The following is a 23857-nucleotide window of genomic DNA, read 5'->3' on the forward strand; positions in this document are numbered from 1 at the left end:
TCAGCCGGCCTTGCGCATAAGCACAGCACCGACCACAGCATTTACTACGATCGGAGCGAGCACTGCAATCAGCGGGTTAAAGCCGTACACCATACTCATCGGCCCCAGCAAATCCTGCATATACTTGAACAGCAGCCCCACCAGCAAACCGGTGAACACCCGGAACCCCATGGTCACCGACCGCAGCGGACCGAAGATAAACGAGATTGCCACCAGCACCATTACGGCGGTACCCAGTGGCATCAGTGCTTTTTTCCAGAACGCCAGCCAATACTGACCCGCGGTCAGCCCCTGCTCGCCCAGATAGATGGCGTAGGTGTACAAACCGGTCATAGAGAGATTCTCGGGCTTGACGATCAGCACGCTAAGCACGCCTGGAGACAAGCCGGTTTCCCAACGCAGCGTCGCGTGCTGATTCCGCAGAGTGCGTTCCTCCTCGATACGGGTCGACACTACGTTTTCCAGCAGCCAGTGATCGCCCTGGAAGATCGCACGCTCGGCAAAACTGGACACTTCCAGTACCCGGTCGTCGCCGAAGCGAAACAACGACACCCCATGCAACACACCGTTGGGCTGCACCGCGTTCAGATGCATGAAAGTGTTGCCTTCCCGGTGCCAGACACCATGAGCTGACGCCACATTCTGGCTGGCACCCAGAGCTACCGCCTTTTCACTCTGAGCGATTCGTTCGGTGGTGGGGGCAATGTACTCACCAATCACCACACCAAGCAGAACCACCACCAGGGCAGGCTTCATGGCCGACCAGACAATCCGCTTGATCGAAACCCCTGCTGCCCGGATAACCGTCAGCTCGGAGGAGCTTGCCAAGGCACCCAGCCCCACCAGACATCCCATGAAGGCGCCCAGCGGCAGGTAATCATAGATACGCCTGGGCAGCGTCAGAAACACATACCACAGCGCCTGCAGCGTCTGGTAATCATTGCGGGTGTCATCCAGCTCGGCAATGAAGGCAAAAATCAGGTCCAGCGACAGCACCACCACCATCACCAGGAACATGGCGCCGCCCACTGTGCGCATCACGTAGCCGTCAATCTTACGCATGGGCCTGGGCCTCCTTCTCAAGACGACGCCGGTTTAACCAGGCGGAGCCGAATTGCAGCCAGAGCCCGAGAGCCAGGAAAATGGCGTGCACCCAGAGCATGCCCAACCATTCCGGGACCTTGCCGTCGGCGAGCGCATCGCGCGCCACAATCAGCAGTCCAAGGTAGGTGATGTAGACCAACATGGCGGGCAGAAGATGGAAAAACCGCCCTTGTCGCGGATTCACCCGGCTCAGGCGAACCGCCAGCAGAGTCACGATGGGCACAATCAACGGCAGTGAAATACGCCAGTGCAGCAACGCGCGGTCGTCCGGATCGGTCGAGTTCCAGAGCGACATCGTGCTGACACCTTCGTCCAGCTCCCGGCTGCCGGCCTCACCGCTCTGAATTTTCAGACCATAGGCCTCAAACCGGGTCACGTTGTAATCGAGGTTGCCAGGCAACCCCTGATAACGACCCCCTTGTTCCAGTATCAGGAAACGGCTACCGGTGTCTTGATCGATCAGTTGAGAGCCGGATTCCGCGGTAATCAGGGTAACGCCCTGGCCATTGCGGTCATATTCGGCGATAAAAACACCCTGCAATTGCCGTTTGTCTTCACTCAGCGCCTCGGTGTAAGTGACCCGACTGCCCGAGGTGAAATCCTGAAAACGGCCCGGGGCCAGCATCTCGAACTCGGTGGCCTTACGCGCTTCGTTGAAAATGCCCTCGACCTGTTTCATGCCCCAGGGCGAGACAAACAGGCTCATGCTGCCAACCACCAACATCACCGGCAAAGAACCAATCAGGGTTTTTGCCAGCAGCTGCTTGTCGCTCAGGCCGCAGGCGAACAGCACCGTCATCTCGCTTTCAAGATACATGCGGCCGTAGGCCAAAAGAATGCCGATGAACAGGCCGAGCGGCAGAATCAGTTCCAGAAAACCCGGAAACCGGTAAGCCATAATGGAAAACAACACACCTGCGGCAATCTCGCCCTCAGCCGCACTGGCCAGGTACTTGATAAAGCGCCCGCTCATAAACACCAGCAGCAAAATGCCGGAAACGGCAAGCATGCTGACCATGATTTGGCGAATGAGGTAACGGAAGACAATGCTCAAATCGGTCTCTCAGGCGGCGCCGTAGCAGGAAATAGTGAATAAAAACGATTGCGCGTATTCTATGTAACCTTGACGTCGAATGACAGTGCAAGGCTCATACGATAAAACCATCGTAACGATATAGGCTTATCGCTTGATTAATCGACGCTTTGCCCCAATCCTAGAAGACATCGGCCAGACGTCGCCTTTTAATCATCATCAGAGCCTAACAATACAACGGGAGTTGCCATGAATTTCAGCCTCAGCAGCAAAGCCATCACCACCACCAAGACCGATTGCCTGGTTATCGGCCTGCCCGAAAAGGGCGAGTGGCCGGAATCCACCAAAGCAATCGACGAAGCGCTGGGAGGGCTGATCAAGCAGCTGGAGAAAGCGGGCGACGTGACCGGCAAGAACGCAACAGTGAATAGCGTGCCCCTGGTCGACCAGCCCTGGCAGCGCCTGCTGGTTATTGGTACCGGCAAAGACAGTGACCGCACGCCAGCCAATTACCGCAAGGCTCTGATCGCCATGATGGGCGCAGTGAAAGACGGCCCATCCAAGAATGTACTGATCGCCCTGGCCGATACCTTAGTTGCAGGCGAAGACGCCGTCAGCTCCGAAGAGGCCCGCCTGAGCCTGATCGGCCGCACCCTGGAAGATCAGCTCTACACCTTCAACGACTTCAAGAGCGAGAAGCCCCCGGCCCGTAAACTGAAAAAAGTGGTAGTGCAAGCCTCCGGCGCCGGTAAAACCCTGAAAGACGCCTTCAACCTGGGCCTCGCCACCGGCCGCGGCATGAACTTCACCCGCGACCTGGGCAACACACCGCCCAACATCTGCCATCCGGTCTGGCTGGCCGAGCAAGCCAAAAAGCTGGCCAAAGAACACGACTGCATCAAGACCGAAGTGCTCGATGAAAAGCAGATGGAAAAGCTGGGCATGAACACCATCCTGGCCGTCGGCAAAGGCAGCACCCAGCCGCCACGCTTCATCATCATGGAATACAAGGGTGGTAAGGCCAAAGACCAGCCCCACGTACTGGTAGGTAAAGGCATCACCTTTGACACCGGCGGCATCAGCCTGAAGCCCGGCGAAGGCATGGATGAAATGAAATACGACATGGGCGGCTCCGCCAGCGTGCTCGGCACCATGCAAGTGATCGCCGAAACCCGGCCGAAGATCAACATCGTGGCGGTCATCGCCGCCGCTGAAAACATGCCGGACGGCGGCGCCACCCGCCCGGGCGACATCGTCACCACCATGTCAGGCCAGACCGTCGAAATCCTCAACACCGACGCCGAAGGCCGTCTGGTGCTGTGCGATGCACTGACCTACGTCAAACGCTACAACCCGGCCTCCGTGCTTGACATGGCTACCCTGACTGGCGCCTGCATCATTGCACTCGGCCACCACGCCAGCGCCGTGTTCAGCAACAACGACGACCTCGCCAATGAAGTCCTGGCCGCCGGTGAACGCGCCGGCGATCGAGCCTGGCGCCTGCCCCTGTGGGATGATTACCAGAGCCAGCTCGACAGCAACTTCGCGGACATCGCCAACATCGGCGGCCGCCCGGCCGGCTCCATCACCGCCGCCTGCTTCCTGTCGCGCTTCGCCAAAGACTACCGCTGGGCCCACCTGGACATCGCCGGCACCGCCTGGAATTCCGGCAAAGCCAAAGGCTCCACCGGTCGCCCCGTGCCCCTGCTGGTCGACTACCTGATGTCCCATGCCGGAAAGTAACCCGACCCATCCCCCGGAGACCGGCAGCCCCGCTGCCGGCCCCTCCGGCCAGGACGACAAAAACCAGCGCTACTGGTTTCACATCCTCGCCCAGGACACCCCCAGCGCCCGCAACCTCCACGCCATCAAACTCGTGGACAAAGCCTGGCATCAGGGCGACCGCGTGTGCGTGCTGTGTGACAACCAGCAGCAGGCCGAAGAACTGGACGAATTGCTGTGGAACTTCACCCCCGACGCGTTCATCCCCCACAGCATCGCGACCGACCCAGCCACCCCCTGTGACGACCCCGTCGGCCTCCTGCTCTATCCGCCAGCGGCCACCGACTGGGACACCGTCATCATCTTGTCCGCCACCCTCCCCGACGACGCCAGTCAATATAGCCGACTGGCCCTGGTCGCCCACAACGACCCGGCCGTGCTGAATCAAGCGCGAGAGCACTTCAAGCAATTACGGAAGCTGGGAATAGAAGCTCGAGTGCATGACATGCGCCAGCGGTAGGAACCTGGCGCCAGGGTTCGCCGCAATCAAAGCGACCATGTATAATCGGCGCATCCAGAAAATCCCTTTGTGAATCAACCAAAACGGTCACTGCAAAATCCCATGGAAAAAACCTACCAGCCAGAAAACATCGAGCGCCAGTGGTACGAAAACTGGGAAGCCAAAGGCTACTTCCGCCCCAGCGGAGAGGGTGAGTCCTACAGCATCGCCATCCCGCCGCCCAACGTCACCGGCAGCCTGCACATGGGCCATGCGTTCCAGCACACCATCATGGACACCCTCACCCGCTACAAACGCATGCAGGGCCGTAACGCACTGTGGACCGTCGGCACCGACCACGCCGGCATCGCCACCCAGATGGTGGTCGAACGCAAACTCGCCGCCGAAGAAGACAAAACCCGCCACGACCTGGGCCGGGAAGAATTCATTAAGCGCATCTGGGACTGGAAAGACCACTCCGGCGGCACCATCACCCGCCAGATTCGCCGCCTCGGCAACTCCGTGGACTGGGACAACGAACGCTTCACCATGGACGACGGCTTCTACAAAGCCGTGCAGGAAGTATTCATCCGCCTGTACGACGAAGGCCTGGTCTACCGCGGCAAACGGCTGGTGAACTGGGACCCGAAACTGCACACTGCCATTTCCGATCTGGAAGTGGAAAACAAGGAAGAGAAGGGCTACTTCTGGCACCTGCGCTACCCTCTGGCGGACGGCGCACAAACCAAAGACGGCAAAGACTACGTTGTAGTGGCCACCACCCGTCCGGAAACCATGCTCGGTGACACCGCCGTTGCCGTACACCCGGACGACGAACGTTACCAGCACCTGATTGGCCAGCACGTACTGCTGCCGCTGGTAAACCGCAGGATCGCCATCGTCGCCGACCACCACGCTGACCCGGAAAAAGGCTCCGGCTGCGTGAAAATCACCCCGGCCCACGATTTTAACGACTACGCGGTGGGCAAACGCAACAACCTGACCATGATCAACGTGCTGACCCAGGACGCCAATATCCGCAGCGTGGCCGAAGTCTTCAACGCCGACGGCACCGAAAACACCGACATCGACGGCACCCTGCCCGCCGCCTATGCTGGCCTGACCCGCGAAGCCGCGCGCAAACAGATCGTCGTCGATATGGACGCCGCCGGCCTGGTGCAACAGATCGAAGATCACGTGCTGAGCGTGCCCCGGGGCGACCGCTCCGGCCTGATCATCGAGCCCATGCTCACCGACCAATGGTTCGCCGACGCCAAGACCCTGGCCAAGCCCGCCATCGAAGCGGTTGAAGATGGCCGCATCCAGTTTGTGCCCAAGCAATACGAGAACATGTACTTCTCCTGGATGCGCGACATCCAGGACTGGTGCATCTCCCGCCAGCTGTGGTGGGGCCACCGGATTCCGGCCTGGTACGACGCTGAGGGCAACATTTATGTCGGCCGCAACGAGGACGAAGTGCGCCAGAAACACAGCCTGCCCGCTGGTCTGGAGCTCAAGCAGGACGACGACGTGCTGGACACCTGGTTCAGCTCTGCCCTGTGGACCTTCGGCACCCTGGGCTGGCCGGAAATCACCGAGCGCCTGAAAACCTTCCACCCCACCGACGTGCTGGTCACCGGTTTCGACATCATCTTCTTCTGGGTTGCCCGGATGATCATGATGACCATGCACTTCATGAAAAACGCAGACGGCACGCCGCAAGTGCCCTTCCACACCGTCTACGTCACCGGCCTGATCCGCGACGAGCACGGCGACAAGATGTCCAAATCCAAGGGCAACGTGATCGACCCGCTCGACATGATCGACGGCATCGGCCTGGACGATCTGCTGGAGAAGCGCACCGGCAACCTGATGCAACCGAAACTGGCCGAGAAAATCGGCAAGCGCACCCAAAAAGAATTCCCCGAGGGCATCGCCGCCCACGGCACCGACGCCCTGCGCTTTACTCTGGCGGCCATGGCCACCACCGGCCGTGACATCAACTGGGACATGAAGCGCCTGGAAGGCTACCGCAACTTCTGCAACAAACTGTGGAACGCCGCCCGTTACGTGCTGATGAACACCGAAGGCGAAGACTGCGGCATCAACGACGAGCCGGTCACCTTGTCGCTGGCCGACCGCTGGATAATCAGCGAGCTGCAGCACTGCGAACAGGAAGTGATTCGTCACCTGGAGCAGTACCGCTTCGACCTGGCGGCCTACGCTTTGTACGAGTTCATCTGGAACGAATACTGCGACTGGTACCTTGAGCTGTCCAAGCCGGCTCTGAGCGATGACAACGCCAGTGCTGACGCCAAACGCGGCACGCGCCGCACCCTGGTGCGGGTATTGGAAGCGGTGTTGCGGCTGGCGCACCCGATGATGCCGTTCATTACCGAAGAAATCTGGCAGCGTATTGCGCCACTGGCCGGTAAGAGTGGCGACAGCATCATGCTCCAGCCATTCCCGCAGCCAGACGAGAGCAAGCAGGATGCTGCCATCACCGCCGACATCGAATGGCTGAAAGGTGTTATCGTCGCCGTGCGTAACATCCGCGGCGAGATGAACATCTCCCCGGCCAGGCAGATTCCGGTCCTGCTCAAGGGCTGCAGCGCTGATGACCAACGCCGGATGGACGACAACCGCCAGTTCCTGATTTCCCTGGCCAAGCTCGAAAGCCTGGACTGGTTCGTCGGCGACAAGGCGCCCATGTCGGCCACCCAATTGGTGGGTGACATGGAAGTACTGGTGCCCATGGCCGGCCTGATCGACAAAGACGCAGAGCTTAAGCGGCTGGACAAAGAGCTGGATCGTTTGCAGAAGGAAATCGCCCGGGTTGAAGGCAAGCTGAACAACGAAAAGTTCACCGCCAAAGCACCGGCGGACGTGGTTGAAAAAGAGAAAGAGAAACTGCAGGACGCGCAAAACAGTGCCCAGCGCCTGAGCGCACAGCGGGCTGACATCGAGGCCATGTAAAGCGATGATTGCCATCCTGGGTGCCGGCTCTCTCGGCCGGCTCTGGGCAGCCACCCTGCCCGCCGGGCAGGTGGCATTTGTGCCCCGCCCGGAGCAACCCGCTGGCCAACTGAGCTACCGGTTCCGGCCCTTTGATGGGCCGGAATATCAGGTCCGCATTCCCTGGATCATGCCCTCCCACCGCCCCAGCCTGCTGCTGCTCACCACCAAAGCCGGTGATAGCTTACCGGCGCTGGCGAGTACGCTACCGGTGTTGCCCACCGACACCCCGATTGTGCTGCTCCAGAACGGACTCGGCAGCCAGCAGCAAGTCGCTGAACGATGGCCAGACCGTCCGGTTCTGGCCGCGACCACAACAGAGGGTGCCAATCGCCCGGAGGCCGATCTCACCGTCCATGCCGGTCAGGGTGACACCCGGGTTGGCGCACTCAATGCTGCGGCCAAAGCCCACCTGAACGAAGTAGTGCACGCACTCGCCGAAAGTGGCCTGACCGTTCACGCCGAGCCCGATATTCTGGGCCCGCTGTGGCAGAAACTGGTGATCAACGCCGGCATCAACGCTTTTACTGCCATTTTGAATTGCCTGAATGGTCAGATTCTCGACCAGGCCTTTTATCAGCAGTGGATTGATCCGCTGTGCCGAGAAATCAGTAGCCTGCTTTTAGCTGCCGACCAGCCGGAACAGACCCCCGAAGCGCTGCGAGGACAAATTGAAGCCATCGCCCGAAAAACCGCCACCAACACCTCTTCCATGCGAGCAGATGTATTGGCCGGGCGAAGCACCGAAATTGACTTTATCAACGGCTACCTGGTCGGCCTTGGCCGGCAGCTCGGAATCGAGACCCCGGTGAACCAAATGCTCACCGAACGGGTAAAACAACTGAACTGATCATTTATCAATGGGAGTGCAAGTCATGGGCAATCGCCTATCCAAGATCTACACCCGAACAGGCGACGACGGCTCCACCGGCCTGGCCGACGGTAATCGCATTGCCAAGAACGCGCAACGGGTGGAAGCCATGGGCTCTGCCGACGAGCTCAATTGCCACATCGGCGTGCTGGTCGAAACCCTCCCCGCCGATGACGCTCTGATTGAAACGCTGCGCCGGATTCAGCATCACCTGTTTGATCTGGGTGGTGAATTTGCCATTCCCGGCAGCAAAGTCATCGGCGACGATCACATCAACTGGCTGGAACAGACTCTGGATGAGCATAACGAAGGTCTTCCAGCGCTGAAGAACTTCATTCTTCCCGGTGGTTGTCTTGCTGCGGCACAGTGCCACATGGCCCGTGCAGTCTGTCGGCGCACAGAGCGGGTAGTGGTCGCCCTGGGCCATGAAGATTCCATTAACACCGCTTCCCGACACTATCTGAATCGGCTGTCGGATCTTCTATTCGTCATCGCTCGGGTTCTTGCCCGCCGGGATGGCAGTCAGGAAATCCTCTGGGAGCAAAAAAAATCCGGCCTCTGAGGGCCGGATTTTTATGCAATGCCCGAAACGTCAGACTTTAAACGCCGTCACAAGACGCTGCAACGAGGCGGTGAGTTCCGACATCTGACGTGACGATACCAGCGTCTCTTCGGCATTAGTCGCCGTACTCTGCCCTAACTCACCGATCCGTTCGACGTTGGCGTTGACGTTCTTGGCCACCGCCGACTGCTCTTCCGCTGCCTGCGCAATCTGATGGCTCATGTCGACGATCTCCGAAATGCCGGCCGCGATCCGGTCCAGAGCCTCGGTCACCTCGCCAGACTTCTGCACCGTCTGCTCCGTTGCATCGTGGCTGCTGGTCATCGCTGACACCGCCTCTTTAACGCCACCCTGCAAGCGGGAAATCATGCCTTCAATTTCTTCGGTGGACTTGTGGGTGCGCTGTGATAACGATCGCACCTCATCTGCTACCACGGCAAAGCCGCGCCCCTGTTCTCCAGCTCTGGCGGCTTCGATGGCCGCGTTCAATGCCAGCAGATTGGTCTGCTCGGCAATGGCCTTGATTTCGACCAATACCTGGCTGATGTTGGTGCTGTCCGCGCTAACCCGATTAATAACTTCTACCGCACCGGCAATTTCAGACGACAAGCGGTTGATGGTTTGAACAGTGTCGGCTACCACCTGCCGGCCGGTTTCGGTGTTCCGCTCAGCGTTACCGGCACTGTCGGCAACCCGATGCGCGCTCTCCGTCACCTCAGTGACCGCTCCGACCATCTGGCCCATGGCCTCGTTGATCTGACCGGTCTCATCCATCTGACGGGCAACCGCTTCGCTGTTTGCTGAAGCCGTATCGGTAACCTTCACAGCCTGGCTACCAACGTCCGCGGTAGTGGCACTGACCGAGCGGATAAGTTCGGCAATCCGGTCCGTCATGTTGTTGAATTCGGCGGTCAGTTCGCCCAATTCATCCCGGTTGTTCAACTGGATGTGAGTGGTCATATCACCCGCTGCCACATTACGGGCAGCCGCACTGAACCGGTTGATGGCAGTTCTCACCGACATAAAAAAGCCGACGTAGAGATACACCACCAAAACCATTACGACCAGCAAGGCACCAATGATAAGACGGCGCTGGCCAATCTCGCTGCTTAACCTTCGATCCAGGTTCGCCGCCACCACATCAAAAATACCTGCGGTCAAGACATCATAATAACCGAGCTGACCCGTCACCACAGAGTCAAAGTCCTGCCAGGGCTGCTCCAGGCGCATCGGTGTAATAACATTGGTATCGAGCTGCTCGCGAACCACGAGCAGGCTTTCATCAACTCTCGCCAAGGCTTCGCCCGTCTGGCTGGCCAGCTGTGGTGACGTTTCTGAAGCGACCGAGAGCGCAGGCGCCAGCAGCGAGCTTCGATTGGTCAGCTGGTCGTATATTTCGTTAAGAATCTCACTCAGGTTATAACCTACCTGCCCTTCGACGAGGGCAAAGACCCCGTAAGAACGAGTCCGTCCCACCGCCGTTCTGGCTTCAGGCAACGCGTTACGCACCAGCCCCAGCAACAGGAGATTCTCCCGCGAAACGTCCTGCCCCAGCCCTGAAATCTCAATAGTGGCAGGCAGCAATGCCAGCACCTTCTGAACAAACTCCTGGTAGAGTTTGAACTGGGGATCCATGTTGCCCTGATAGTTGTCATTTTCTTTCAGTGACGCCCACTCTGCTTGCAGCGCCAGTACCTGATCATTCCAGGAACCAGTAGCATCAAACGAGCGATCCTGCCCGGCAAGATCAGCCATCAGGACGTCGATCCGTTCGGCAGCTCCCTGTGCCTTTGCCAACAGTGCCGGTTCATCCTTGAGTATGCCCGGGGCCTGATAGTCCCGGTAGTCCATCGACGCGGCCACCAACTGATCGACTTTGCGTAACTCAGCCAGGCCCTCAATACCTCGAGTCATGGATTGCACAGATTGATTCAGGCCGGAAATAACAAGCCAGGAAAGGACGATGATCGGTCCGAGGAACAGAATGCTGATGAGGCTGAACTTGTAGACCATGGGCAGCCGGTTCATCAGGGTAATCGCTGGATTGATCAAATAGTTCACGGTGCCCTCTCGCTGATTCTAATAACTGAATCTTTATTCTTTCTTTGATTATGGCCTAAGGTCGCAAAAACTGAATCACCATTAAGTGTTATTCTGTAATGTTTTTTGACAGTTCCTTAAACAACACCTGCAATCACCAACAGTGCCACGCCGCAAATCCACACCAACATACTTCGGCTCAGCAGATCACGGATGGCAGTCAGGCTTCGACCGCCAAAGCTGGCCCACTCATCCGGATGCAAGCGTGCAAACTGTTCCGGATCAAGCGCATAACCGGTTAACGACCCATTAGCGGAAATCATGAGAACTTCCGAGGTATTTCTTCCGTAACCGGGCAGCACGTTTTTGGCTTCACGCAACCAGCCGGCCAGGTCACCCGCTACGCCAAGGGTGCAGGACAACAAACGAGCGGGAATCCAACTGACCAGGTCCGCCAGTTTCTGGAAGCGTGGGCGCGCCGCATGTTGCGGCCATTGCTCAGCCAGCGCCACCAAACCCCGCGCCACCAGGGCGGCACCGACACCGCCAACCACATACCAGAACGCGATCAGGAAAAAACGTTCGAAAACGGCAATCACCAGTGCTTTGGATAAGGACAGATGCATGGCTTCCGGTGATAGCGCCGCCCCACGCTCCTCCGCAGGCAGGCGATTCTGAACCTGACGCCAGGCCCCCTGCATATCACCTCGGCTCCAGGCATCAGTATAATCGCGCAGCAGTTGCCGCCAGCCAGGCGTGCCCATCAACAGCACCAGCAGGATCAGCTCCAGGGGGTAAGCGGCGAACCGGAAGCCGAACCACCCCAAGGCCCAGACAAGCCCTACCAGCACCAGGCCGGGCACCACAACCAGGGCGACACCCGTTCGAATGGAACTCTCATTACCGGCCTGAATCTTCGCACCCCGGCGAAACCAGTTGCGCCAGAGCGCATCACCATCAAGCCGATTGAGACGGTCCAACCGGCGCCTTATCAGGTAAGCCAGAAGAAAAACAACAAATACCATTCAAGCGATCTCCTGATCTGCCAGCAATGCGGAAAAATACGGCCAATCGAAAGCGGGACCTGGATCGGTTTTGCGCCCGGGTGCAATATCGCAATGCCCGGCAACCCGATCTGGGGTCACGTCCGGCCAGGCCATCATCGTCAACCGGACCATCGATGCCAATGTCTGATACTGCTCAGGCGTGTAGGGAATGTCGTCCGTGCCTTCAAGCTCGATACCAATGGAGAAATCATTGCACTCCTCCTCAGCTCCGAAGCAGGAACGGCCGGCATGCCAGGCCCGCTCCAGACAACTGACAAATTGAATGACAGAGCCATCCCTGCGCACCAGCGCGTGAGCCGAGACTTGCACTGACGCAATGGTTTCGAAGTAGGGGTGGCCCGCCGGGTCCAGCTGGTTGCAGAAGAATTGCTCGATTTCAGGACCACCAAACTGGCCTGGAGGCAAGCTGATGTTATGGACCACCAACAGGGAAATTTTTGAGTTTTGCGGCCGGGAGCCAAAGTTCGGAGAGGGTGACCACCGGCAGCCAGGATAGCGACCGGTTTGCTTCAATTGTTCGGCATGAGCCACTGTGACCCGCGGGGCGGATACATCGTGTGGGTTTACAGAATCAGAGTTTGGCAAAGCTCGTCCACAGTCACTGGATAATTATCTTACGGATTGAATCACAAAGCGACCGTATATGCTACGTGGCCTGCAGCGCACCCCCGACCCCGGAAAATCAGTCTTTCCGGTTATGCCTCAGATTATCAATAATGGATTCCAGGGCCCGGTCAAAAATCAGACCGTCATCCAGTAGCGTCATGAAGCCGCCCTGAAGTGCAGTGGCCAGATCGTTCCGGTGATATTCCGCCACTTTGGCGCCACTGCGATTGACGAAAATGTATTTCCCCGTGGCTTTGATAAACGCCGCCAGTTTGCAGCGCACTTTGACGCCGTCACGAACCAGCTCAACCCAGGAGCCAACCCGCAGATGATCAGCGCGATCAAGCCATTCAGCAGACGCCACGGGGGCTGGAGACACATTCTGAGCGGCCGGCACAACCTCTTGCTCAGGTTTCCGGGCGGCAGCAGGGACCCCGGCCTCATCGATTATCGGCACAGGCTCACTGATCGGACGCACAGTCTCAACAGATAGAGTGCCGGACACCGCTTCAGCATGGCCCTCAATGACTGGCGCCGGCTCTGCTCGCACCTCTTCAGCCTCAGCAACCGGCGCCGTAACCAGCTTCTGGAAGACGTCGACATGAGCAAGCTCAAGATCCCGAATGACAGCATCGGTCGAGAATGGATCCCAGGAGATCTCATGCAGCGCGCGCCGCAACTCCTCAACCACGCCCGGAATCGCTCTGAGCAGCTCTGAGCGGGTTGCATCAGATACCGGTGCCGGGTCAACACTCCAGATCAGCCGCTGGGTAACAACAGAGGCGGACTGCCATTGCTCGCTGTCTTCACCCTGGCGCAGCACAACCCACTGCAAGTACCGGGTCCAGGGCTCGCTAAGAATTTGCATAACCGGGGCCGGGATATCCCGACCCGCCGACTCGTCGTTGATCAGGCTGGTCGCCGCCTGAATTGCACGCTCCTGCCGAGCTCTGCCCTCTTCCGCATCTCTGAGTCGCTGCTCGACCAGTTCCCGCCGACGCCGGTCAAGGTCCATAAAGTGACCGAAGTCTTTGAGCAACGCCTCGAACAATCCGACGTTGTCGGTAAATTCATTCAGGATACGGTCAACCACCTCTTCAATTTTTTCTCGCAGCGGATCGCGCATGCCCGCGCGCTTCTCAGTCCAGCCAATGGCAGACAGCGCCAGTTCATTAAGAAGTTTGCGAACCGGATGACCGCCCCGGTTAAAAAAGTTCCGGTCACTCAGAGCAACCTTCAGCACCGGTATCTGCAATCTGCCGATCAACGACTTCATCACCGAGTGCAGCTGCCGATCTTCCAAGATGAAATCAAACAGCATCGACACCAGGTTAATGACGTCGCCATCCACCTGACCAAACGACACCGATTTACCGCCAGGCTCCTGCAAGACCGAGACAATCTGTTGCCTGAGCGGAATCACCTGATCCCCGTCGTGCCCCTGAAAACTGCTCTGCAACTCATTCAGGCGAACCATAAGGTTGCCGGTATCCAGGGTGACAGCACCCAACGGTACACCACCACCCGATACAGCGGCGTCACCCTGATGCAACAGAGCACTCAATTCCGAAAACGTTGGCGACTGAGATGCGCCAGCCTGCTCTCCATAGCTGGCGGATGCTCCCGCTGAACCGGCCGATGCCGGTGGCACCGGGCCCTGCCCTTGCGGGGCCCGGTGGCCGGTAACCGGCCCCTTGCCCGTCGGCGGCCGCTTCATATCCGGCAGCACACCTTCGGCAATCAGCGTTTTGTTGGCTTGCTCATAGAAACCCGCCAGTTTATTCACCAATAGGCGTTCGAACAGCTTCAACACAACCAGTTTGGCCCGAATATCAATATCCAGATCCGCACAGGCTTCTGAAACGCCGCCACAAATGACTTCGGGGCTGAGCGGCATCTGATCATCGGACAGTTCAATGCCCGGCATGAGGTGTCGAACTCGGGTCGCCAGCATGCGCACCGGTTCCTGATACTGGTTGCGCAATTTGGTGACGAGGTTTTCGATAGCGACTTGTTGTTCCAGTTCCGAGTGGTCAAGCAGGCTCAGGGAATCCTGATCAACCTCTTCAAGCGACGAGGCTGAACGGAGTGGTTTGAAACGCCCGATGTCATTAAAGGCCTGGCTGACGTACTGGAGCATCGACACCGTCATCGACTTGCGACGAAGCCGCAGCTCACGCATGGCATCGAAGTAGGCAGTCTGATCCTGATTGGACCCGGCGCGATCTGCCAACGCGAACAGACTGTCATCCGCCTGCTCAAAAAATGAGGACAAGACCGCTTTGAGAGACTGCCCCGATGCGTCACGCAATCTGATCAGCGCTGGCGGCTGCGAGAACCGGCCAACCGGTTTCTGGCCGGTTATACGGACAACCTTGTTATCGTGCGCCATGGGGATGCTCCGGTTTGTTCAGCGATGAAGCTCAAAATGTCTAATGCTTACATCATACGGCCGGTGCTCGTCACCTTGTGTCAGAATTTGTCACCTTTTGTGTAACAACGACCTACGTCACATTTTAACAGCAATCACCGTGGTCATTTTACGTAACGGCAGGCTGGCAGTAGAATTGCGGTCCTTACGCAAATCCACCAAATCTGACCGTCGGAAAAACGCCATGATCGCCCCTGAATTACTCCGCCAGGCCCGTATTGAATCGGTTGCTCACAGCCTCCGCGAAGACATTGGCGACGGCGACATTACCGCCATGCTGATTCCGGCCGGTAAATCAGCGACAGGGCGAGTGATCACCCGCGAGCCCGCCCGCCTTTCCGGCAAAGACTGGGTTGATGAAGTGTTTCGGCAGGTGGATCCATCGGTTGAACTCGCCTGGCGGTACCAGGACGGTGACGACGTTGCAGCTGACGAGATCATTTTCACCATGACCGGCCCGGCACGGTCACTGCTCATCGCAGAGCGGGCCGCTCTGAACTGGCTACAGACCCTGTCGGGCGTAGCCACAACCTGCGCTGGGTTCGCGGCCAGAGTGGCGCACACCAAGGTGCGACTGCTGGACACCCGCAAAACCATCCCCGGCCTGCGCCTGGCCCAGAAATACGCGGTCACCTGCGGCGGCTGTGACAATCACCGCCTGGGCCTATGGGACGCTTTTCTGATCAAGGAAAACCACATTGCGGCCTGCGGCTCGATTGCCGGGGCCATCAACGAAGCCCGCCGGATCGCTCCCGCCCGCCCGGTGGAGGTCGAAACCGAGTCTATGGACGAGCTTAACCAGGCCCTGGACGCGGGCGCCGACATCATCATGCTGGACGAGTTTTCGCTGGAGGATATGGCAGAAGCCGTCCGCGTTACCGCAGGCCGGGCCAGGCTCGAAGCCTCAGGCGGAATCAACGAGCACACGTTGATCCCGGTGGCGGAAACCGGGGTGGATTACATATCTATCGGCGCACTGACCAAAGACCTTCGGGCGATCGACCTGTCCATGCGCCTGGACTGAAGCCGGGGACACAGCACCCGCCGCCACTCAGGAGCCGGACAGCAGCCGGTCCATTTCCTCAAGCGCCCTGATCAGGCGCTGACCGGACTGCGGCCGGCCACGGAAATACTCTTCGGCCATCGGCGCAATACCGGAAACCAAGGGCAGTGGATGCCCGCTTTCAACCAGCCCCTTCATTTTTTCCAGAAACACAAATTGGAGCCACTGTGTAAACTCCATGGTGTCGAGACAGAAGGGTTCAGTGCTTTGAAACGCCTCTTCCGCCGGCGGAATAACTTCCCAAACCTCGAGCTGCCGAAGCTCTATCTCGATCTGCAGCAGGCTGTCGGTTATCTGGTCAAAATGGTGTTTATTGGTGCTCATACTCATTCAATCAGTCAGCCAAGGGTTCAAGTTCAACCGACTCGCCGTGGAGCACACGGTACAGGTCCTCATACTGACGGGTCAGCGGGTGTTTCGGTGCCATGTGAATCAAAGGCTGCCGGCTCTGATGAGACTCTTTCATCTTTACCGAACTGGATAACCGCACCGGCAGAACCGGCAAGCCCTCAGCAATCAACTCTTTCACCAGTTGCTTGGGCAAGCTGGCTCTGGGCTGGAACTGGTTGGCAATAATGCCTTCAACCACCAACTCCGGGTTGTGATCTTCCTGCAACTCGCGAATTTCATGAAGGATGCTGTACAACGCCTGGCGAGAGAAATCATCGCAATCGAAAGGGATCAGACAGCGCTGAGCGGCAATCAGCGCGGAGCGGGTGTAAAAATTAAGCGCCGGGGCAGTATCAATGTAGATCTCATCAAACGAGTCACCAAGCTTCTTAAGAAATTCACGAAGCTTGTAGATCTTATGCTTGGCTTCCAGCTTACGCTCCAGAAAGTCCAGCTCAGGACTGGAGGGCAAAACAAACAGGTTATCAAACGGCGAGGCATGCACGAATTCATCCGGGCGACGGTTGAACACGCTGAAAGCAACGGTCTGCTCCAGCAAATCGGCGGCGGTATCCTTCAGTTCGGTCGCTGGTTTTCCCAGCAGGTAGTGCGTTGAGTTGCCCTGCGGGTCGAGATCCACCACCAGGGTACGCCTGCCCCGGGCAGCACTGATCGCCGCCAGATTACAGGTGATACTCGACTTGCCTACACCGCCTTTCTGGTTAAAAACCACCCGTCTCATGTCGTCTCTCCAATGGACATTATCGTTATTAATCCGTTACTACCATCCCATGACGGTTTTTACGAAAGGGATGGTCAATCTCCTTTGTGCCTGCAGGGAATTTTCATCCAGGATGTCCAGCAGGCCCAACAGGTCACCCAGCCGGCGAGGCGCTCTGCGCATGATGAAACCGGCCACATCCTCACTCAGCACCATTCCACGCTGCTCGGCCCTTGCCATCAGAATCCGGAGCCTGTCTTCATCCCGATACACCCCCAACTGAATCAACAGCCCGTGGGCCAGCCGGGAACCGAGATCCGCCAGGCCGAACGGTAGCACGGCGGGCACTTCTGACAGTGTGATCAATAACAGGCCGCCGCGGTCAAGAACCCGGTTGTACAGATGGAAAACAGCCTCTTCCCAGTCATCATTGCCCGCCACCAGATCCAGATCGTCCAGACAAACAAGGTCATGGGACTCCAGTCCTGCCAGGGCATCCGGCCCGAACGGTTGTAACTCCTGAATACTGATGCAGACGGCGCTCTGGTCGCGCCGCTCGGCGAAATGGCAGGCAGCCTGAAGCAAATGACTTTTGCCGGTGTCTGAATCGCCACAGATCACCACCACCGGAGCGCCGGCGGACTGCTGGCATACCACTTTCAGCCGACGAGCGGCATCATGATTACGGTCGCCATGAAAGTTGTCGAACCGGGCATCGTCGCGGAGTCTGACCCCGAGCACCATCTGCGAAGGTGTCATGAGCGTTTGGCTCTCCAGGCTCGCATACCCCACACCAGGATGTAGTGAAAGCCACTGAATATCGCAGACACAGCCACCAGCAGAATACCGATCTCCATCACCCAAAGCTGCATAGGCAAGCCAGCCATCAGAATAATGACCGCCAGAGCCATCAGAACCTGGATAAAGGTGTTGATTTTGCCGGGAATGCTCGGCTCCATCTCAAATCGCCCTACCCCGTAGTGATACATGAGCCCTCCGGCAACAATTACCAGATCACGACCAAGCACCAGGGCAAAAAGCCAGACGGGCAAAATACCGGTATAGGTCAGCATCAGATAAGCCGAGATCAGCAGCGCCTTATCGGCCAGGGGGTCCGCAACGGCCCCAAGGCGGGAGCGCCAATGAAAGTACCGAGCCAGAAATCCATCGAGGGCATCGGTGACCGCCGCAACCGCAAAAATAAACAGCGATAGCCGATAGTTGCCTTCCAACAACGCGCCCGCAAACGGAATAATGAGCAATATCCGCAAAAATGTCAGAGCGTTGGGAATCCATCGCCACCGGTGCAATATCACGAACAGGCCTCCGCTGCCCTTTACTCGCCACCACCGCGAACAACCGAAGCCGGCTGCCAGCGGTAGTAAAGCACTTGATACAGTGATTCAAACGCTTGCTCAGCATCCTGTTCGTCACTGTCCTGAAGCGGTTGATAGACGAACAAAGCAGTGTCCGGATTCTGCTCACCAGCTTCGCCAGACTCAGCCCCGACCTCAGCCCCGACCTCAGCCTGCTGAGGCTCAGCCGCGGGCTCGCTCACGGGCGTGGCTGTCGATGGCAAGGCCTCTTCCGGCTGGCCTTCGATCACCACGAAGCGCGGGTCCAGGGCAATGTATTGCCGAAGCTGATCCAGCTCGCCAGTAAACGTAACCTGTACTGTCAGCCGCTCATTCCGCACTCGTGAGGCACCCACCGAGACCACCGGCGTAAAACTGTTCAGCGCTTTGCCAACGTTACCGTAATCGGCCAGCGACGTTATGCCCTCCAGCACGATGTCGACTTGCGGAGAATCACCTACTTCGCCCGCCGCGACTGCGTAACGGCTCGCAAATGCATCTGACCAGCGCCCGACGACGGCCTGCGCGAGCTCTGCAGGACTTGCTGCGGTAACGGATTGCTCGGCGCTGCCCATGCTTATACCATCAAACACCCAGCCTGCACGCCACTGGCCACCGGATCGGCTGACGCGCACAAGCGCCAGCGCATCATGGGGCATATCAGACGACGCTTCCCGAATACGCCCGGTAAACTGTCCCCACAAATCGGACAACAAGGCGCGGTCACCCTGAACGCTATGCGGCGGAAATACCACGGGCAACCCACGCTCTTCCGCAGCCGCAAGAAAATGCTGACGCCAACTTGCGGCGTCATCATCTATACGGTCAGCGCTTTCAGTGGCCGCCGTGATTAATTTGCGATCACCACGGTCTTCAACCGCCACCCAGGCCAGGCTCAATGGGCGGTTGGCACCCCACACCGGCGCGCTAATAGAGGCAAGCGCCCGGTTGACGCCCACGGCACCAAAACTCATTTGCATTCTGGACTCGCCGTCGTTGCGACGAACCTGGTAGGCCAACAGCAGCGACTCCGCATTGCTGAGCACTTCATCAACACCGTCCAGCGCCAACACATCCCGGCTTCCGGACACCCGGACCATGACCCGGCGGAGCCCTTCGGCATATCCGGCCTGCAGATCATCAGACCCGGAGCCATCAACGGCAACGTCAACGTTATACAACCCGGAGACCGTGACTGCAGAGGCCGGCCCGGCCAGCGCCCACAGCAAACCGACCGCGGCTGCCATTAAAAAGGCTGCATACCTGAATATTCTGATGTGAATTCTCCCCGATTCAGTCATGTAACACCCTGCCGTTCCCATGATTGCCGGACAGGATACACCAACCGTTCAGACGAGAGTAGCAAGCGCCTGTTGCAGCTTGGCAATGATGCATCACGAATATTTACACGCTTTGCCGAATTCCGGTTGGAGCCCCCGTGCGCACCTGCTAAAATCCGCCGCCTGACCCACAGGCCAATGGTTACATACCCATGAGCGAACACAAGCCCTCCCTCACCTATCGCGATGCCGGCGTTGATATCGACGCAGGTAACGATCTGGTAAACCGTATCAAGAACACCGCAGCCCGCACTCGTAGGCCCGAAGTCCTCGGCGGCCTGGGCGGTTTTGGCGCCATGGTGTCAATCCCGGCCGGTTATCGGGAGCCGGTTCTTGTATCCGGAACTGACGGTGTGGGCACCAAACTGCGCCTGGCCATGCAGCTCGAAAAGCATGACACCATCGGCATCGATCTGGTCGCTATGTGCGTCAATGATCTCATCGTGGGCGGCGCCGAACCGCTGTTCTTCCTTGACTACTACGCCACCGGCAAGCTCAACGTCGACATCGCCGCCCAGGTGGTTGACGGCATCGGCACTGGCTGCGAACTGTCCGGCTGCGCCCTGGTGGGTGGTGAAACGGCTGAAATGCCCGGCATGTACGAGGGCGAAGATTACGACCTCGCCGGCTTTTGCGTTGGCATCGTCGAGCGCAGCGAAGTGATTGATGGCAGTCGGGCTCAACCGGGCGATGTGCTGCTGGCCCTGGGCTCCTCCGGTCCGCATTCCAACGGCTATTCATTGATCCGTAAAATCATCGACGTCAGCAAGGCTGATCTGAACCAGCCAATGGGCGACACCACTCTGGCCGAGGCGCTGATGGCACCGACGCGCATTTACGTGAAGAACCTGCTGCAGCTGATCCGGGAAGTCGACGTTCGCGCGCTCTCCCACATTACTGGCGGCGGCCTGCCCGAGAACATCCCCCGGGTGCTGCCCGACGGCACCGTAGCGGCCATTGATACCGAAAGCTGGGCACTGCCCCCTGTATTCCAGTGGCTGCAGGACGCCGGCGGCGTGGCCATCGAAGAAATGTACCGCACTTTTAACTGCGGCATCGGCATGATCGTTTGTGTACCGGCCGAACAGAAAGATCTGGCCATCGACACCCTGAACGCCATGGGCGAGAAAGTCTGGCAGGTGGGCGTGCTCGAAAAGGCAGAAGCCAGCGAGGCAAAAGCGGAAGTTCGCTATGCGCCAGGGCTGCTCCAGGCATGAAGGCTGATTCCGCGCCGCGTCCGACCATCCTGGTACTGGCCTCCGGCAGTGGCACCAACCTGCAGGCCCTCATTGATGCCAGCCGCCAGCGGGACTTCCCGGGCGAGATTATCGCGGTGGGCTGCAACAAGCCCGGCGCCTTCGCCCTGGAGCGTGCCGCCCAGGCCAATATCAAAACCTTCGTAGTCAACCACAAAAACTTTGGCTCACGGGAAGAGTTTGATGGCGCCCTGATGGCTGAGATTCTTCGTCTCAACCCGGATCTGATCGTGCTTGCCGGCTTCATGCGCATCCTCACCGGTGATTTTGTCCGGGCTTTCCGCGGCCGGATGCTGAACATTCACCCCTCACTGCTACCCGCCTATACCGGGCTCAACACCCACCAGCGGGTGCTCGACGCCGGTGACACCACCCACGGCGTGTCCATCCACTTCGTCACCGAAGAACTGGATGGCGGGCCGGTGATTGCCCAGGCGGAGGTTGCCGTCACCAAGGACGATACGGCAGAAGCTCTCGCCGGGCGGGTCCAGCAACTGGAACACCTGTTGTACCCAATCGTGGTGCGCTGGTTTTGTGAAGGCCGAATACAGCTGGCAGCCGACGGCGTGTTATTTGATGGTGAAGCTCTGAGCCACCCTATGCGGCTATCCGACAGCTGAACAGATTGTCATCCCCCGGCCGCTTGCGAACCGCTACACTGTCGCGATTACCTACAGTGAAAGAGGCACCGGATGCATATGAATAAAGCGCTAGTCAGCATTCTTGCGTGCCTGGCCGGACTCTGGTTCGGCCTGGCGTCACTCACAGCGACAGCCTCAAAAGCCCAGGACACCAGCCCGACGCTCACCCCCTATGAGGCAAGCTACTCTGCCTCCATGTCCAAAGGCGTGAATCTTAGTGGTTCAGGCACGCGTTCGCTAACCGATCAAGGCAACAATGTCTGGCTATATCGCACCGAGGTAGAGTCCTTCATCGCTGATATCGACGAGTCGCTGGTGTTTCTCTGGGAAGATGGCCACGTCGTTCCACTGCGCTACCGCTACCGCATGGCGGGCTTTCTGATTCGTAACCGGGAGCAATCTATCGATTTTGACTGGCAGGCGGGCATCGCCAAGGGCAAATACCGGGACAAGGCTTTTGAACTGGAACTCCGGGAGGGCGCGCTTGATCCGCTGGGCTATCAACTGCAACTGCACCAGGATCTCAAGGCCGGCAAACGCGATGTCAGCTATCAGGTCATCGACAAGGCCCGTTATGACGAAGATCGCTTTGCAGTTATTGACGAAGAAAGCATCAGCGCCAACGGTCAGACCACAAAAACCCTTAAGGCCGAAAAAGTTCGCGCCGAAGACTCCAAACGCCAGACACTGATGTGGTTTGACCCGAATCAGAACCACCTGTTGGTGCGACTGCTCCAGATAGAGCCGGATGGCAGCGAGTACGAACTGCGCCTTAAAGATGCCACCATCGGTAATTGACGCCCCCAAAGCACGCATCAGACCCTGATGTCGTGCTCTGACCAGACCGCTTTGACTTCATCCGCAATGATTCTCAGACCTTCGGCAACCTGGTCGTCGTCCTGGGAGTAGGTCACCCGCAGGCATTCGTGGCGGTGTTGCCAGTCATCTTCCGGCAAGCCGGGGAAAAAATAATGGCCGGACACCACCAGAACACCTCTCAGCTTCAGGCGCTGGTAAAGCTCAAAGCTTGATACCGGCAAATCCGGGAACCAGAGCCACAGGAACATCGCTCCTTCCGGCTTGTGAATGTACCACCGGCAGTTGTCCTCGCCCATGGCGGCCCTGAAAGCCTCAACCGCCCGCTCCATCTTGGCCTTGTAAAACGGGCATACCACATCCCGGCTCAGGGACAGAATCTCACCGGAACGGACCAGTGGCTCGGCCAGCATGGCGCCAAAGCTGCCGGTGGCCAAATTCATGATAGCGTTAATGCCAGACATCGCCTTGATGACCGGCGCCGCGGCAATCACGATGCCGGTGCGCGCGGCCGGTAAACCCAACTTGGACAGGCTCAGGCACAGAATAATCTGCTCATTCCAGGTCGGCTGGGCGTCCACAAACAACAGGCTCGGGAACGGCGTGCCGTAGGCGCCGTCTACGATCAGCGGAATGTCGTGCTGGCGGGCAAGATCTTCAAGGCGAGCCAGCTCGTCATCGGTAATCACGTTGCCGGTGGGATTGGTGGGGCGTGACACGCAGATGGCCCCGGTCTCTCCGGTGACCTCAAGGGCATCAAAATCGACGTGGTACTTGAACTCATGGGCATCGGTGAAGGAGATGTCCGGCTGCACCGCGTGAAACAGCCCGGGTTCGATGCCCGCGTCCGCATAGCCGATATACTCGGGGGCCAGCGGCAACAGAATGTGCTTGCGATGCCCCTCACCGTAATCACCGCCAAACATGTTGAACAGCATGAAGAACGCCGCCTGGCTGCCATTGGTCAGAGCAATGTTTTCCGGCGCCAGGCCCCAGCCATACTCCCGGTTCAGCAGGTCAGCCAATGAGGCAATGAACTGTTTTTCGCCCTGAGGGGGATCATAGACACCCACCAGCCGGCGAACCTGTCCTTCATCCGCAGCCATCTGCGCCAGAATTTCCTGCACTCTTTGCTGAATCTCGGGAATGTGCCCGGGGTTGCCACCGCCCATCATGATCATCCCCTCGCCGGAGGCCATGGCGTTACCCAAGTCATCCATCAACGACGTGATGCCGGCATCGGCGGTAAACTTACGACCAAACGCAGAGAGTTTCATGGCTGTTATCCGTTCAAAAGCGATTCAACAGGTGTCTGACAGGTGTAG

Annotated in this window: 21 protein-coding genes; 9 read left to right on the plus strand and 12 right to left on the minus strand. The window is 58.4% G+C overall.

All coding sequences use genetic code 11. The features are described 5' to 3' along the window. Together lptG and lptF are read right to left on the minus strand one after the other, a co-directional pair. Nucleotides 1–1062 carry an LPS export ABC transporter permease LptG gene (gene lptG / locus C7H08_RS02860; protein WP_106670276.1) on the minus strand — a complete coding sequence of 354 codons (1062 nt, stop codon included), beginning with the start codon at nucleotides 1060–1062 and terminating at the stop codon, nucleotides 1–3. Further along, a complete protein-coding gene (lptF, locus tag C7H08_RS02865) occupies nucleotides 1055–2158 on the minus strand; it encodes an LPS export ABC transporter permease LptF (protein ID WP_106670277.1) in 1104 nt (367 codons plus the stop codon). The genes lptG and lptF overlap by 8 nt, the downstream gene beginning before the upstream one ends. 228 nt (nucleotides 2159–2386) lie before the next feature. Between lptF and C7H08_RS02870 the strand changes: the two genes are divergently transcribed. The 5 genes from C7H08_RS02870 to C7H08_RS02890 all read left to right on the plus strand — a co-directional run bounded on the left by C7H08_RS02870 (nucleotide 2387) and on the right by C7H08_RS02890 (nucleotide 8806). After that, a complete protein-coding gene (locus C7H08_RS02870) occupies nucleotides 2387–3880 on the plus strand; it encodes a leucyl aminopeptidase (protein WP_106670278.1) in 1494 nt (497 codons plus the stop codon). Beyond that, nucleotides 3867–4379 (plus strand): DNA polymerase III subunit chi, encoded by a 513-nt coding sequence (locus C7H08_RS02875; RefSeq protein WP_106670279.1) that lies wholly within the window; start codon nucleotides 3867–3869, stop codon nucleotides 4377–4379. Before C7H08_RS02870 ends, C7H08_RS02875 begins: the two co-directional genes overlap by 14 nt. A 102-nt stretch (nucleotides 4380–4481) precedes the next feature. After that, entirely contained in the window at nucleotides 4482–7334 is a 2853-nt protein-coding gene (locus C7H08_RS02880) for a valine--tRNA ligase (RefSeq protein WP_106670280.1), read from the plus strand. A 4-nt stretch (nucleotides 7335–7338) separates the two neighbouring features. Further along, the gene (locus C7H08_RS02885) at nucleotides 7339–8223 is read left to right on the plus strand and encodes a ketopantoate reductase family protein (protein ID WP_106670281.1); all 885 of its coding nucleotides are present in this window, start codon (nucleotides 7339–7341) and stop codon (nucleotides 8221–8223) included. Between the two features lie 25 nt (nucleotides 8224–8248). Continuing rightward, entirely contained in the window at nucleotides 8249–8806 is a 558-nt protein-coding gene (locus C7H08_RS02890) for a cob(I)yrinic acid a,c-diamide adenosyltransferase (RefSeq protein WP_106670282.1), read from the plus strand. A 30-nt stretch (nucleotides 8807–8836) separates the two neighbouring features. Here the strand turns inward: C7H08_RS02890 and C7H08_RS02895 are convergent, their stop codons facing one another. From C7H08_RS02895 to C7H08_RS02910, 4 genes are all read right to left on the minus strand, one after another. Further along, entirely contained in the window at nucleotides 8837–10867 is a 2031-nt protein-coding gene (locus C7H08_RS02895) for a methyl-accepting chemotaxis protein (protein ID WP_106670283.1), read from the minus strand. A 116-nt stretch (nucleotides 10868–10983) separates the two neighbouring features. Continuing rightward, entirely contained in the window at nucleotides 10984–11871 is an 888-nt protein-coding gene (gene ampE, locus C7H08_RS02900; RefSeq protein ID WP_106670284.1) for a regulatory signaling modulator protein AmpE, read from the minus strand. Continuing rightward, entirely contained in the window at nucleotides 11872–12444 is a 573-nt protein-coding gene (gene ampD / locus C7H08_RS02905; protein ID WP_106670285.1) for a 1,6-anhydro-N-acetylmuramyl-L-alanine amidase AmpD, read from the minus strand. A 151-nt stretch (nucleotides 12445–12595) separates the two neighbouring features. Further along, a complete protein-coding gene (locus tag C7H08_RS02910) occupies nucleotides 12596–14911 on the minus strand; it encodes a DUF1631 domain-containing protein (RefSeq protein WP_106670286.1) in 2316 nt (771 codons plus the stop codon). Nucleotides 14912–15134: 223 nt separating this feature from the next. Between C7H08_RS02910 and nadC the strand changes: the two genes are divergently transcribed. Then, complete coding sequence (gene nadC, locus C7H08_RS02915; RefSeq protein ID WP_106670287.1) at nucleotides 15135–15974, plus strand: carboxylating nicotinate-nucleotide diphosphorylase; 840 nt, start codon at nucleotides 15135–15137, stop codon at nucleotides 15972–15974. A 27-nt stretch (nucleotides 15975–16001) separates the two neighbouring features. On the opposite strand, the gene C7H08_RS02920 is transcribed toward nadC, so the two are convergent. Genes C7H08_RS02920 through C7H08_RS02940 form a run of 5 tightly spaced genes read right to left on the minus strand, consistent with a single transcriptional unit; the run spans nucleotide 16002 to nucleotide 19726 of the window. Beyond that, entirely contained in the window at nucleotides 16002–16337 is a 336-nt protein-coding gene (locus C7H08_RS02920; protein ID WP_106670288.1) for a YqcC family protein, read from the minus strand. 10 nt (nucleotides 16338–16347) lie between these two features. Then, on the minus strand, nucleotides 16348–17145 hold the full coding sequence (locus tag C7H08_RS02925) for a ParA family protein (RefSeq protein ID WP_106670289.1): 798 nt from the start codon (nucleotides 17143–17145) through the stop codon (nucleotides 16348–16350). A gap of 39 nt (nucleotides 17146–17184) precedes the next feature. Then, complete coding sequence (hda, locus tag C7H08_RS02930; RefSeq protein WP_106670290.1) at nucleotides 17185–17883, minus strand: DnaA regulatory inactivator Hda; 699 nt, start codon at nucleotides 17881–17883, stop codon at nucleotides 17185–17187. Beyond that, the gene (locus C7H08_RS02935; protein ID WP_188445288.1) at nucleotides 17880–18440 is read right to left on the minus strand and encodes a CDP-alcohol phosphatidyltransferase family protein; all 561 of its coding nucleotides are present in this window, start codon (nucleotides 18438–18440) and stop codon (nucleotides 17880–17882) included. Before C7H08_RS02935 ends, hda begins: the two co-directional genes overlap by 4 nt. Before the next feature lie 20 nt (nucleotides 18441–18460). After that, the gene (locus C7H08_RS02940; RefSeq protein ID WP_227663379.1) at nucleotides 18461–19726 is read right to left on the minus strand and encodes a DUF2066 domain-containing protein; all 1266 of its coding nucleotides are present in this window, start codon (nucleotides 19724–19726) and stop codon (nucleotides 18461–18463) included. Between the two features lie 245 nt (nucleotides 19727–19971). Between C7H08_RS02940 and purM the strand changes: the two genes are divergently transcribed. From purM to C7H08_RS02955, 3 genes are all read left to right on the plus strand, one after another. Next, on the plus strand, nucleotides 19972–21036 hold the full coding sequence (purM, locus tag C7H08_RS02945; RefSeq protein WP_106670292.1) for a phosphoribosylformylglycinamidine cyclo-ligase: 1065 nt from the start codon (nucleotides 19972–19974) through the stop codon (nucleotides 21034–21036). Beyond that, on the plus strand, nucleotides 21033–21695 hold the full coding sequence (gene purN / locus C7H08_RS02950; RefSeq protein WP_106670293.1) for a phosphoribosylglycinamide formyltransferase: 663 nt from the start codon (nucleotides 21033–21035) through the stop codon (nucleotides 21693–21695). Before purM ends, purN begins: the two co-directional genes overlap by 4 nt. Nucleotides 21696–21767: 72 nt before the next feature. Next, nucleotides 21768–22514: a DUF3108 domain-containing protein gene (locus C7H08_RS02955; protein WP_106670294.1), complete on the plus strand. Its 747-nt coding sequence runs from the start codon at nucleotides 21768–21770 to the stop codon at nucleotides 22512–22514. 17 nt (nucleotides 22515–22531) lie between these two features. On the opposite strand, the gene C7H08_RS02960 is transcribed toward C7H08_RS02955, so the two are convergent. Next, nucleotides 22532–23809, minus strand: a complete 1278-nt coding sequence (locus C7H08_RS02960) for a valine--pyruvate transaminase (protein ID WP_106670295.1) — start codon at nucleotides 23807–23809, stop codon at nucleotides 22532–22534. Nucleotides 23810–23857: the final 48 nt, after the last annotated feature.

It is taken from the genome of Marinobacter halophilus (assembly GCF_003007685.1).
Lineage (GTDB): Bacteria > Pseudomonadota > Gammaproteobacteria > Pseudomonadales > Oleiphilaceae > Marinobacter > Marinobacter halophilus.